Consider the following 12690-nt stretch of genomic DNA (forward strand, 5'->3'; position numbering starts at 1 on the left):
AACCTCTTTAAATCAATGTACTTACCAGATTTATCAGCTTGCCTTGAGTAAGCCTTAGCAGCATATAGTTGAGCTCGTTTTTCGAAGCCTTTATCGCGAGTGAGCTGCATTTCAATCACATACCTAGCCCCACTAGAGTCCCTGCAAAGAACATCAACTATACTTTGCTTATCAGAGGCAATTTCAGGATCCATTATAGTACTGAGGAATTCCACTTCTTGTATAGTATTTATCTCGGTAAACCCTAAAATATCATTCAAAAAATGTATGAGAATATTCTTATTTTTTTCAGTGCCAAATATTTTTTTGAAGGTTAAATCCAGCTTAGGGTCGAGAAACTTAGATAAAGCCATAGCCAAAGTGCTTAAAAATATTAATAATTATACACTATTATTAACAATTATTCAACCATATTTTTGAAGATAGCTATGCCGCCGCGAACCGTCATACCGCCGCGGTATCTCTAGATCCCGCTAACAAGCAGCGGGATGACGAATTACTTAACCGTCATACCACCGCGAACCGTCATACCGCCGCGGTATCTCGGCATAGATTCCGCTAACAAGTAGCGGAATGACGATTGTGTATCGTGTTTTGCTAAAAATCACAGAATGCAGTCTGGTTACCTTAATTAGAAGTTTAGCTTTAACTTTAAATGAACTACTCAACCGTGACAGACTTAGCTAAATTTCTTGGACAATCTGCATCTAACCCTTTTTTTGCTGCAGTAAAGTAAGCAAGGAATTGCATAGCAACACTGTAGATGATTGGAGAGATAAAATTATCAGTGTCTGGAAGTTGCACCACATCTGCGCAAACTCCCCTTAGGAATGGCGCTCCTTGTTTATCACTGAAGGCAATTACTTTGCCTTTTCTTGCAATAATCTCTTGTATATTAGATAGCGTTTTAAAGAATAAATCATCATAAGGGATAATTGCTATAACAAGCACAGTAGAGTCTATTAAAGCAATAGAACCATGCTTCATTTCTCCCGCTGCAATACCAGTTGTATTGATATATGAAAGCTCTTTATTTTCAATGCGCCTTCCATTGCAACTCCGTATGAACTTCCTCTGCCGATTAAAATAACGTTATTGTGTTCTAATATACTGCCCGATATATGTTGTATTTTCATCACATTCAAAACGTGCTCAACATACTCGGGAATAGAGTTAATAGCGTTGCTTAGCTGTTTTATTCTTTCTCCACCCAGTACACCTTTTATTTTCCCAAGCTCCACGGCAAAGCATGCTAAAGTTGCAAGTTGCGCAGAAAAGGTTTTTGTTGAAGCAACACCAATTTCTGGCCCAGCAAGAGTATGTAACACAATATCTGAGATCTTTTCAATGCTGCTGCTAAATGTATTAGTTATACTAATGATTGTTTGCTTCTGTGATTTTGCATAACGCAGCGCTTCTATGGTATCTGCAGTTTCACCAGATTGAGAGATAAATAACCCAATGCTGCCTTCTTCCAGCTTGACGTTGCTATACCTAAATTCTGATGAGATTTCTAGATATACTCGAACTTGAGCGACATTTTCCAGCCAATACTTTGCTATTAGCCCAGCAAAATAAGATGACCCGCATCCAACTATAGTAATGTAACTCAGCTCAGAAAACAATTTTTTGTTAGCAAATATTACCTCTTTATATTGCTTGTAAAATTGATTTATTGTTTTGTTTAATGCACGCGGTTGCTCAAAAATCTCTTTTAACATGAAGCTAGGGTAACCATTTTTGCTAATTAGAAATCACTTAGACTACTATTTTCTATACTGCGTTTAACTTGTGTACCATTGTTGTATATACTAACTCCACTAGATTTTATCACTGCAATGTCATCATCTTCCAAATGCGATATTCTTTCCACAAATGCACTTAAAGCATTAGAGTCAGATGCAGCAAACACTGTGTTACAGTTATAGCCTATTGCTAAAGGCAAATTTCTCTTCGCAACAAATAAGGCGTCTGGATATTCTGCAAATAATAAGACCAAGGCAAATGAGCCATGTAAGTTGTTTAAAACACTTAAATAGAGAATCAATTGGCGACAATCCTTCATCAAGATATAAGGTTAGCATGTTTGGTATGATCTCTGTGTCAGTGTCAGTATGGAATGACATGCCCCTTTCTTCTAGACCCTTTTTTAGCAGATTGTAATTCTCAATTATGCCGTTATGAGCAACAACAACATTATTTGTACGAATGGGGTGAGCATTTTAAGGCCTGGGACTCCATGTGTAGCCCAGCGAGTATGTGCTATACCAACTGTACTGTGAGACATCTTGCTGTCATCAACAACTTCACATAACCTTTCGACTTTACCTTCTGATTTTTTGACTTCTATCTCGCCTTCATTATTTATGATTGCTATACCTGAGGAATCATATCCCCTATATTCCAATTTTTGTAACCCAGTTAGTAAGGTTGGTATTACTGAATCACCGCTACTTACTACACCAAATATTCCGCACACAAATGGATCACCAAACAAACTTTTTTCTAAACATGTTAAGCATTTTTGCCTTTATTACTGGTTGATTTATATTCTTTTTATCATTCTTTCGATTTTACCTTTTTAATTGGTTTAGCTGCTACTTTTTGAGTTTCTTTGCTTAAAACCTCAGATATAGCGGACTTTAGAACTTTTATCTCAACTTTTGGTGCTATTTCTATTATAAATTGTGCATTTGCCTCATCAACTTTATTAACTTCACCTATTATTCCACCAGAAGTAATGACTGTATCACCACGTTTTATTTGATCTATCATCTTTCTATGTTCTTTTAGTTTTTTTTGTTGCGGGCGAATAATGAGAAAATAAAATACCACAAATATTAAAATCAGTGGAATAAAACTAGCAAAAGATGCGCCGATACTTGATGTATTGCTAGTTGCATCTGCTGCAAAAACTTCAGAAATGAGCATATTTAATCCTAATTGTTAATGATAAAAACAAACCTATTTAAGTATTAATTACAATACCATGCCATGTCAAGTTTGGTGAAGGCGTTTCTCAATACCGGCAATAATACTGCGAATTCTAAGTTATGCTAAAACTAATATGGCGGGAGTGATGAGACTTGAACTCACGACCTCATGCGTGACAGGCATGCGCTCTAACCAACTGAGCTACACCCCCCTAATTTCTTTTTAGCATTTTCGGGCTTCAACTTTAAAGCTAATAAACATGTTGCCCTTTGTCAATATTTTTTGTTTGCGCTTTGCTGTCTTTTCTATTACTATGTAAATAATTTAATTTCACACATGGCTTATACAAGTAGTCCCATTAGGGTTATGCCATGGAAGATAAACTATTTGGAGGAATGATATATGACAAATTTGCCTAAAGTCACTGTGCGTGATTTAGCTGAATCTGGTGTACATTTTGGTCACAAAATTAGTCGCTGGAACGCAAAAATGGCTCCATACATATATGGAGTGCATCAAGAAAATCGTATACATATAATTGATTTGCGAAAAACACTACCATTGCTACAGGTGGCCATGAAGGCTTTATATGACGTTGCATTTCAAGGTGGTCGCATTCTATTTGTTGGTACAAAGTTTCAAGCTTTTGATATTATTGCAAGTGAAGCGATTCGTTGTGGTCAATATTATGTGAATCATCGTTGGCTTGGTGGTATGCTTACTAATTGGGGCACTGTTTCTTCTTCGATAAAAACCTTGATGCAATATGAGAAAATATTAAATGACGAGGATAGCATTTTAACAAAGAAAGAATTGGGAAACATTGAAAAGAAAAAGCAAAAGCTTGATAAGGCGCTTGGCGGTATTAGAGAAATGGGAGCAATTCCTGATATCTTATTCATCATTGATACTAATAAAGAGCATATAGCGGTTAAGGAGGCTAAGAAGTTAGGAATTCCAATAGTTGCAATACTTGATACTAATTCTGATCCAGATGGTATTACTTATCTAATACCTGGAAATGATGACTCAAGAAAATCAATAGAGCTCTATTGTAAATTAGCTACCGACTCTATATTAGCTGGAATAGAGTCTAGTCTAGCAAAATCTGGAGTTAAGATTGATGATATAAGGGGTGATGAGTTTATTCAAGAAAAAGAAGATGGTATTGTGCAAACTAAAAGGAGACGTAGTAAAGTTTACAAAGAAGAAGAAAGGGAGGTAGTAACAAATGAAGATGAATCCAGATGATATAAGAGAATTACGTGATAGAACAGGGCTTGGCTTAAGTGACTGTAAAAAAGCATTAGAAGAATGTGATGGTGACATTAAGAAAGCCGTTGATAAGTTACGTACAATAGGTCTTGCTAAAGCTGACAAAAAATCTGATAGAGTAGCTTCAGATGGGCTCGTTGCTATGTGTTTGACTGAAAATTGTGGTGTATTGATTGAACTCAATTGCGAAACCGATTTTGTCGCAAGGAATGAGAAATTTATAGAGTTAGTTTTAAATTTAGCATCAATTGCTCATCAAGAACGCTGTACTAGCGTTGATGAGTTAAAAAATGCCAAGTATGAAAGCATTGGCACAGTGCAGGAAGCTATTATGAATGGTACGTCAGTTCTTGGTGAGAAGCTAGAGTTAAGCAAGCTTTGTTACTTAGAAGCTAAGGATGGAGTTATTGCTGGCTACGTACATGGTGATGTGTGTGGCTTAGGTAAGATTGGTGCTTTAATTGCATTGCAATCATCTGGTGATAAGGCGAAGCTACAAGAGATTGGGAAACAAATAGCTATGCATGTAGTTGCTATGAAGCCTGAAGCTTTGTCTATAGATGATTTAGATCAAATGAAGTTGAACAACGAACGTTCTATAATTGAAGAGCAAGTGAGGAGCTTAAATAAACCTGAAGAAGTAGCAAAAAAAATAGTAGATGGACGAATGGCTAAGTACTATGAAGAAGTTGTTTTACTGGAGCAAAAATTTATAAAGGATGATAAGATGAAGATTTCTGATTTTATAAAATCAAGCGAGTTGAGTGCTGTTAAACTCTCTAATTACAAGTTACTTGTTTTGGGTGATGCAGATTAAATAGCAAAAAATGTTTATTTCAACAAATGAAAAAAGCGAAATAAAATATTCCAGGGTGTTATTTAAAATCTCTGGTGAGGCTTTGATGGGATCAAAGCAATTTGGTCACGATATGGAGACTATAGGTGAGTTATCTAAAGGCATAGTTGAAGTTTGTAATCTTGGAGTTCAGGTATGTATTGTTGTTGGTGGTGGTAATATCTTTCGTGGCACATCTGCGTCTTTAAGTGGTTGTGAAAGAGCAAGCAGTGATTATATTGGAATGCTTGCAACTATAATCAATGCTTTAATTTTACAAAACTTTTTAGAAAAAAATTTAGTAGCTTCTAGGGTATTATCTGCAATACCCATGGCCACTGTATGCGAACCTTACATCAGAAGGAAAGCTATTCGTCATTTAGAAAAAGGTAGAGTGGTAATTTTTGCAGCAGGCACAGGCAACCCATTTTTTACTACAGATACAGCTGCAGCCTTACGTGCTGTTGAAATGAATTGTGATGTTATTCTAAAGGGTACGCAAGTAAATGGTGTATACTCCGCTGATCCGAAAAAAAATGAGGATGCTGTAATGTATGATAGGCTTTCTTACACGGATTTATTGACTCGTGATTTAAAAGTTATGGATGCATCAGCAATTTCACTTGCTCGTGAGAATTCTATTCCAATTATAGTTTTTTCTTTGAAGGGAGAAAAAATAGTCAATATTATTAAGGGTCAAGGTACTTATACTATAGTTTCAGATTGTAAACAGTAGGTAATTTATGTTAAATGAAATAAAAGCTAAAACAAAAGAAAGAATGCTAAAAACTATTCAGTCCTTTCATGATGATATTAAAGGCGTACGCACTGGTAGAGCTAGTGCATCTTTGCTTGATGGTATAGTTGTAAACATCTATGGTGGGCATCAAAAGTTAAATCAAGTTGCAGGCGTTTCGGTTATAGATAACAAAACCCTATCAATTAAAGTTTGGGACATTAGTGTTGTAGGTGAAGTGAAAAACGCTATATTAAATGCTAACCTGAATTTAAATCCTGTTGTCGAGGGTAGCACCATACGTATAGCTCTTCCGGACTTGACACAAGAAACCCGTAAAAAATTAGTGAAATTATTGCATCAGTTTGCTGAAAATGCACGGATTGCCATTAGAAATATACGTAGAGATATTATGGAAGAAACAGAAAAAATGAAGGAAAATAAAGAAATCTCAGAAGATGATTTTCATGGTGCTAAGAAGGAAATACAAAATATTACTGATGATAATATAAAAAAGATTGATGGTGAATTGTCCATCAAAGAAAAGGATATACTGAATCACTAAATGATATGGAGAAAGCTTACATAGCAAATGATGTCATTCCAGTGTTTGACACTGGAATCCAGTCTTTACTATACAACTATCTGATGCACTTGTTTGAAATCAAATTTCCTGGATCCCAGTGTCGGAGCACTGGGATGACACCAATTTTGCATTCAAGTATCAACTATTGGTGTCACTACAGTAACTCTCTTCCTGTCATGCAAGTAGCTGACACCTTCCAGGTGTCCATTGAAATCCAAAAAATTTCACTCAAGTCAAAATTAGGTTAAATTTAAATGTTGAATCAAGAATCTTTACCGAAACATTTAGCAATTATTATGGATGGTAATGGTAGATGGGCGAACAATCAAGGAAGGGTAAAAATTGATGGTTATAAAAAGGGCAGTGAAGTTGCATACGATATTGCCAAGTATTGTACGGACTTAACTATACCCTACTTAACTTTGTATGCATTCTCTATGGAGAATTGGCTTAGACCTAAAAACGAAACTGACTGTCTATTTGATTTATTTTACTCCGTTTTAACTAATGAAGATAAAGTCAATTTCATTTACAATTGTAACATTAAGTTGAATTTTATTGGCAATTTAAGTCTGTTACCCAGTAAAATATTGGATCAAATTAAAAAAGCAGAAGAAATGACACATAAGAACGATGGTTTATTACTCACTGTGGCAGTCAGTTACGGAGCAAAGCAAGAAATTACACAAGCTATAAGCAATATTATAAAAGAAAATATTGCTTATGTATCAGAAGAGGAATTTGAAAAGTTTCTATATACTAAAGATTTGCCAAAATTGGATTTATTAATTCGCACTGGTGGCGAAAAAAGGTTAAGCAACTTTTTATTATGGCAAGCAGCTTATGCTGAATTGTATTTTTGTGATACTTTGTGGCCTGATTTTTCTTGTCAAGATTTGAGCAAAGCATTAGAAGATTATACAAAAAGAGAGAAGAAATATGGTAGATAATAATTTTATAGTTAGAATATTGTCCTCAATAGTAATATTATTCATATTTTCTTTTGCTACATATTTCAGTGATTTATCGTTTTACCTATTGATTTTTTCGATAGCAGTTTTATCTTCTTTTGAATGGTATAATCTAACCCAGGGAAACAAAATTTTATACGTTTTTGCATTATTATTGATTGCACTACCAAGTGCCTCATTAATATATTTATATAATCTACCACAGGGAAAATACGCATTAGTATGGTTCGTCTTAACCATTTGGGGAATTGACGTTACTGCCTACCTGTTTGGCAAGAATTTTGGTGGAGCTAAAATTTGCCCAATTATTAGCCCTGGAAAAACTTGGGCAGGACTTCTTGGTGCGATTTTAGCTGGAGTAGTGTGCACAATTTTTGGATCAATATTTTTTGGTCTATTTTCAATTTTTTATTCTCCAATCATTGGCCTTGCAATTGCTATTCTAGCGCAACTTGGCGATTTCACTGAGTCGCTTGTTAAAAGAGCTTACGGTGTTAAAGATAGTGGAAATATGATACCTGGCCATGGGGGAGTGCTCGACCGTATGGACAGTTTCATTTTTACTGCCCCTCTTATTGCTATTTACATAAGCTAAGTCTGCAGAAGTGCCATTAGAGCTCATCCCTAGTCAGCTCCCCAACCGCTTCTACAGTGCAGTCATGGACAAACGTCTTTTCACAATAAGGGCAGGCTATTTCCTCTTCTTCTCCCATATCTAAATATATTAATGGATGGCCGGAACCCTCATCATTCTCATCACCATAACAACAAACTTTTCTATTATTAACCCTCACTTTTGACATGCTGCTCCTTTAGCTTATAACATTTTATATATTGAATATACCCATTCAGAAATAAAAAACAACAAGCACTATTCTCCATTTTTTATCCTATTCAGGTTAATCAATTCGTTTTGAACACCTTTTGATACAAATTTGCTAACATCTTCTCCTAATCTTGCTATTTCCTTTACAAAGCTTGATGAGATAAATTGAGTATCTTCAGAAGCAGGAAGAAATATGGTTTCGATTTCAGGAAGAAGTTTATAATTTACCCAGCTCATTTGAAACTCGTAATCAAAATCCGATACTGCTCTTAATCCCCTAATAATAACAGAAGCATTCTGCTCTTTGGCAAACTTCACTAGCAACCCATTAAAAGATATAACATCTGCATCAATTCCTAGCCCTTTGATTTCATTTTCAGCCATGCTTGTGCGTAGCTTTGTGTCAAAGGCAGTATGCTTATTAACGTTTTCTGCAACTCCTATTATTAATTTATCGACTAGTTTACACGCTCTTTTGATTATGTCAAGATGCCCAAAAGTTATAGGGTCAAATGTGCCAGGGTAGATTCCTATTTTGTCATTAATGTTCATCCTTTATTTTTATAAACTACTTTAAAAACTTTTGATAGACATAATAACATTTTTTATCTAAAAATAAAAGTATACAGTTGGCCTGATAGCTCAGTTGGTAGAGCAAAGGACTGAAAATCCTTGTGTCGCTGGTTCGATTCCTGCTCAGGCCACCTTCTCTTTCTTGGCAAACTTGCCTTTTTGTTATAAAATACTCTATATCGTAATATAAATATTAGGGAGGCAAGTCATAGTATATAAATATTATAATAAACTATTTAATATCTTATTAATTATAGTTCTATTATTAAGCAATATTACTTATGCTGGCGTTAGTGAAAAACCGGCATCTCAACATGTAACCAGAAAAGAAGAACCAGCGTCAACTGTCTTGACGGCAGAAAATACAGTAAATAATGACGTAGTTGTTGGTTTGTTGAAAACGGAAGAAGCACATGAACTTGGGCTATCTCAAAATATCTATGAGATGTTTAATAACTTTGTGGTTAAGACTGTACTGATTGATTATAATAAGATAATTAGCCTTAAAAAAATTCAGACAGAGTCACTTAATCTCGCAAAACAAGATGAAACATTGGCAAAGAAGCTAACATTAGACCGAATAAAAGTTGAAGTTGCAAAGTTTGTTAAAGAGCACAAAATAAATAGAATATTTATTCCGGATAATTTACACTCAGCACCCACTCCTTATCGCCAGCTTGTTACTGAAGCAATTGTAAAAATAGTTGATGATAACCCTGCAATTCATTTACTTGGCATATGTGAAGGCATAATGAATGCAAAGGGAATTGAAGTAGTGAGTGTTGTGAGTGATGAAGAGAAACGAAGATCTCATTTAAAATCAGCACCTAATCCACAGAAAGAGGATGTACCTCTCCAGCAGATAAAGATCGTTCCAAATAGTCGTTTAGCAGAAGTAGTAGCCAAATTCCTAATACCTAATGAAAATGGCTGGTTTTCAACATATTTTCCAGATGCTCATTCAGGAGCAGTAAGTAATACACCAGAAAATAGAAGAAAATTGGAGTCACTTGGATATAAAGTTGCAGCATTTTCCAGTGAGGGGGTAATAGAGGCTATTGAAGATAAGCATGGTAATGTTCACTTTCAAAGTCATCCAGAAGCCCTTGTTGTGAAGTCAGATAAAAACCTCTATTTATCAAATCACAAGGAACGTCAAGTGTCTACACTAGTTGCTATAGCGATTATGAATGATTTTCTTTATCGTGCTTAATGGCTATAGCTTTAGGCTTACCGACGATTTGATAAACGATAGATTTGTCATGTATCCGTTCAGGCAATGGCGTCAACTTAAGGAAAAATATCAGCGATAGTGTATAAAATTTCTCTCCAAATTTTTTATCATTAAATTATCCAAAGAGTGCAAGGGACAGCACTTTTGTTTCTATTTTATTGCAACAAAAAAGTTTAAAATGTGTCTTTTTTAGGTGAGGCATGCAAAAAGGAAAAGATCTTATCTTACAAATTAAAAATGCAATATACTCGAAAACTTTTCAGAAAATCCATTGTGTTGAGTTTTACACGAACAAGAAAACTTCCTTTTTCGACAGTATTTTCTATGATTTTAAAGTTAGTTAAAAAAAGTTTGGGAATAGAATGTGAACTTATGGAGCCATTGACATGTACCCTCAAAGCAAGCTTTTTCTAAAGCAAGGTATAAGATTTGCCATACAGGCTTTCAAGAATTTAAGCATCCAAACAGCCTATCAGGATGAACCTGAGTTGGAGAGGCTATAGACTTATTGCAGCAGATGGTTCTGGTATGAGATTACCCAGCTCTGGGGAAATTGTATCCGAGTTTGAACCAAATGGAAACTGACCTTACCCAGAAAAAGTGGAGAGAAAGTTTGGAATGTTTTTCACAAAGAGAATGATGAATCAAAATGCTCAGGAATGCAATAGTTAATAGTGACGTTGTTTGTTATAAAAAATTTCTATGTATTCAAATATTGCAGTTCTAGTTTGTTGAGCAGAGTGTTGTGAAGTATCAATAAGTATTTCTCTTTTCAATGAGCTAAAGAAGCTTTCCACAACAGAATTGTCGTAACAACAACCTTTATGACTCATCTATGTTTTTTATGGATAAGAGATATTGATAACCTTGCGAAGTATATTGTGAACCTTGATCACTATGTAATAGTAGATTTTTGGCAGGTTTACGCTTGTTAACGGCCATTAATAAAGAGTCCATAACCAATTGTTTATTTATTGAACTGCTCATTAACTACCATGCGTGAATATAGATCGATTATTGTTGCCAAATATAGCCATCCTTCTTTGGTTTTTATATAAGTAATCCCATACTTTATTTGGTTGATCGACAATAAAGTTTTGGTCTAATATATTGGGAGCTACTGTCCGTTTGTTGTTTCTTAATTTTAAATTTTCTTCTCAATATAGCCTGAATACCATTTTTCTGCATAATACTTTGCACTGTTTTTAAGTTGCAACTTTTACCCAAAGCCTTTAATTCAGCATGAATTTTAGGAGCTCCATATCTACATTTAGAAGCTTGATATATTTTTTGAATATCTGCTAAGAGGTTGTCCGGAAACAAGTAAAAGGCTATAATATCTGAAATTTTAGTACGGGGTAAAGATGAGAAAAAAGTATCCAACAGATCTAAGCGAAAGGGAATGGGCAAGAATAGAAAAACACTTCAGAGTATCATACAAGAAAGGAGGAAGGCCGCCAAAGTATAGCAAAAAAGAAATATTAGAAGCAATTTTCTATGTATTGCGTACAGGGTGTCAATGGCGGTATTTACCAAATGATTTTCCGCTATGGAAGACTGTGTATGAGCAGTTCAGGCAATGGAAGAAGCAGGGAATTTTTGAGAAAATGAATTATGAAATTACAAAATATAGTAGAAGAAAAATAGGAAGGAATGAGCAGCCGAGTGCCTGTATAGTAGATAGTCAATCTGTAAAGACTACAGAAAAGGGGGGATCAAAGGCTATGATGGAAGTAAAAAAGTAAAGGGTAGAAAAAGGCATATAATTACAGACACTCAGGGTTTTATACTAGGTTGTTACGTAGGCGCTGCTAACGAAAATGATAGAGATGGTATTAAAATAGCATTAAACAATATGAGAACAAAATATACTAAAGTTAAAAAAATGTGGGCTGACATGGGATACCAAGGAAGAAATTTAAAGAATCACATAAAGGAAGAATATGACATAGATATTGAAATTGTTAAAAGGCCTCCATGTAGATTTTGGGTGCACAAAGATACGCCACCTGAGCTACTACCAACAAGAGAACAAGGGTTTAAAGTACAGCCAAGAAGATGGGTTGTAGAAAGGACTTTTGCTTGGGTTAATAGGAATAGAAGGCTATCGAAGGAGTATGATTTACTCACAACATCCACTGAGAATTTCATATACCTAGCTATGAGTAGGGTTATGTTAAAGAGGGAATATGCTTGAATTTACTAGTTTCCGGACAACCTCTAATAACTCTTTATTTGCTGATTCTCTACTGCTTATTTTCCTTGTAGTCCACTTATAGTAGCCACTAGCAGAAAACCCTACATAATTCCTGCACTTTATAGTGTTTACTATGCTCTTTTATGAAAAAATATTTTACTCTTTTTGACTGGCCAGGGCTTTTTTTAAAATGTCTCTTTCTCTTGTTACTTTTGCTAACTCTTTCTGTAAATCAAATCTCTCTTTGTCATAAGGTGCTACATCTGGAAATGCATTTGCCGCTGACTTTTTTTCGTTATATTTCTTCATCCATTTTCCTAATACACTATCCCTTATTCCTAGATCTCTTGCTACTTTTGCAACTGGTTGACCTACCTTTCTTTGTTCATTTGCCAGCTTAACAGCTTCCAATTTGAATTCTGCCGTGTATTCTCTTGCCATTTCTAATCCTCCAAAATTTTATTTTACCCGAAAAAACTCCTTTCTTTCTCTCCACTTTTTCTGGGTAAGGTCAGTATGGGAA

The 12690-nt window shown here is 35.0% G+C and carries 12 protein-coding genes, 2 tRNA genes and 5 pseudogenes; 11 read left to right on the plus strand and 8 right to left on the minus strand.

Annotated elements, in window-relative coordinates; genetic code table 11:
• Positions 1–2: 2 nt before the first annotated feature.
• From HUB92_RS00005 to HUB92_RS00020, 4 genes and pseudogenes are all read right to left on the minus strand, one after another.
• Positions 3–353: pseudogene (locus HUB92_RS00005) on the minus strand (Rpn family recombination-promoting nuclease/putative transposase); the annotation flags it as partial.
• Positions 354–660: 307 nt separating this feature from the next.
• Positions 661–2479 (minus strand): annotated as a pseudogene (gene glmS, locus HUB92_RS00010) (glutamine--fructose-6-phosphate transaminase (isomerizing)).
• Positions 2480–2559: 80 nt separating this feature from the next.
• Positions 2560–2931 carry a preprotein translocase subunit YajC gene (yajC, locus tag HUB92_RS00015; RefSeq protein ID WP_010081840.1) on the minus strand — a complete coding sequence of 124 codons (372 nt, stop codon included), beginning with the start codon at positions 2929–2931 and terminating at the stop codon, positions 2560–2562.
• A gap of 137 nt (positions 2932–3068) precedes the next feature.
• A tRNA-Asp gene (locus tag HUB92_RS00020) sits at positions 3069–3145 on the minus strand.
• Between the two features lie 191 nt (positions 3146–3336).
• Here HUB92_RS00020 and rpsB point away from each other — a divergent pair.
• The 7 genes from rpsB to HUB92_RS00055 are packed head-to-tail and all read left to right on the plus strand — an operon-like array spanning position 3337 to position 7932.
• Positions 3337–4185: a 30S ribosomal protein S2 gene (rpsB, locus tag HUB92_RS00025; RefSeq protein ID WP_010962661.1), complete on the plus strand. Its 849-nt coding sequence runs from the start codon at positions 3337–3339 to the stop codon at positions 4183–4185.
• Entirely contained in the window at positions 4166–5026 is an 861-nt protein-coding gene (tsf, locus tag HUB92_RS00030) for a translation elongation factor Ts (RefSeq protein ID WP_070356839.1), read from the plus strand. Before rpsB ends, tsf begins: the two co-directional genes overlap by 20 nt.
• Before the next feature lie 16 nt (positions 5027–5042).
• Positions 5043–5780, plus strand: coding sequence for a UMP kinase (gene pyrH, locus HUB92_RS00035; RefSeq protein WP_369800793.1), 738 nt, complete (start codon positions 5043–5045; stop codon positions 5778–5780).
• A gap of 7 nt (positions 5781–5787) precedes the next feature.
• Positions 5788–6345 carry a ribosome recycling factor gene (frr, locus tag HUB92_RS00040; protein ID WP_209472780.1) on the plus strand — a complete coding sequence of 186 codons (558 nt, stop codon included), beginning with the start codon at positions 5788–5790 and terminating at the stop codon, positions 6343–6345.
• 5 nt (positions 6346–6350) lie between these two features.
• Positions 6351–6614 (plus strand): hypothetical protein, encoded by a 264-nt coding sequence (locus HUB92_RS06675; RefSeq protein WP_010962657.1) that lies wholly within the window; start codon positions 6351–6353, stop codon positions 6612–6614.
• Between the two features lie 6 nt (positions 6615–6620).
• Entirely contained in the window at positions 6621–7316 is a 696-nt protein-coding gene (gene uppS / locus HUB92_RS00050; protein ID WP_006279327.1) for a polyprenyl diphosphate synthase, read from the plus strand.
• Positions 7306–7932: a phosphatidate cytidylyltransferase gene (locus HUB92_RS00055; RefSeq protein ID WP_209472786.1), complete on the plus strand. Its 627-nt coding sequence runs from the start codon at positions 7306–7308 to the stop codon at positions 7930–7932. Before uppS ends, HUB92_RS00055 begins: the two co-directional genes overlap by 11 nt.
• Before the next feature lie 16 nt (positions 7933–7948).
• Here HUB92_RS00055 and HUB92_RS00060 read toward each other — a convergent pair whose 3' ends face one another.
• Together HUB92_RS00060 and coaD are read right to left on the minus strand one after the other, a co-directional pair.
• Positions 7949–8140, minus strand: a complete 192-nt coding sequence (locus tag HUB92_RS00060; RefSeq protein WP_209472782.1) for a zinc-finger domain-containing protein — start codon at positions 8138–8140, stop codon at positions 7949–7951.
• 68 nt (positions 8141–8208) lie between these two features.
• On the minus strand, positions 8209–8715 hold the full coding sequence (gene coaD, locus HUB92_RS00065; RefSeq protein WP_006279325.1) for a pantetheine-phosphate adenylyltransferase: 507 nt from the start codon (positions 8713–8715) through the stop codon (positions 8209–8211).
• A 79-nt stretch (positions 8716–8794) separates the two neighbouring features.
• Between coaD and HUB92_RS00070 the strand changes: the two genes are divergently transcribed.
• The 3 genes and pseudogenes from HUB92_RS00070 to HUB92_RS00080 all read left to right on the plus strand — a co-directional run.
• Positions 8795–8867: transfer RNA gene (locus tag HUB92_RS00070), tRNA-Phe, on the plus strand.
• A 218-nt stretch (positions 8868–9085) separates the two neighbouring features.
• Positions 9086–9949: a gamma-glutamyl-gamma-aminobutyrate hydrolase family protein gene (locus tag HUB92_RS00075; protein WP_209472789.1), complete on the plus strand. Its 864-nt coding sequence runs from the start codon at positions 9086–9088 to the stop codon at positions 9947–9949.
• Between the two features lie 221 nt (positions 9950–10170).
• A pseudogene (locus HUB92_RS00080) lies at positions 10171–10549 on the plus strand (IS4-like element ISWosp8 family transposase); the annotation flags it as partial.
• 46 nt (positions 10550–10595) lie between these two features.
• Here HUB92_RS00080 and HUB92_RS07200 read toward each other — a convergent pair.
• A pseudogene (locus tag HUB92_RS07200) lies at positions 10596–11284 on the minus strand (IS3 family transposase); the annotation flags it as partial.
• A gap of 50 nt (positions 11285–11334) precedes the next feature.
• Between HUB92_RS07200 and HUB92_RS00095 the strand changes: the two are divergent.
• Positions 11335–12167: pseudogene (locus HUB92_RS00095) on the plus strand (IS5 family transposase).
• Positions 12168–12323: 156 nt separating this feature from the next.
• Here the strand turns inward: HUB92_RS00095 and HUB92_RS00100 are convergent.
• Positions 12324–12608 carry a transposase gene (locus HUB92_RS00100; RefSeq protein ID WP_038198869.1) on the minus strand — a complete coding sequence of 95 codons (285 nt, stop codon included), beginning with the start codon at positions 12606–12608 and terminating at the stop codon, positions 12324–12326.
• Positions 12609–12690 lie beyond the last annotated feature (82 nt).

The organism is Wolbachia endosymbiont of Wiebesia pumilae (genome assembly GCF_017869285.1).
Taxonomy (GTDB): domain Bacteria; phylum Pseudomonadota; class Alphaproteobacteria; order Rickettsiales; family Anaplasmataceae; genus Wolbachia; species Wolbachia pipientis.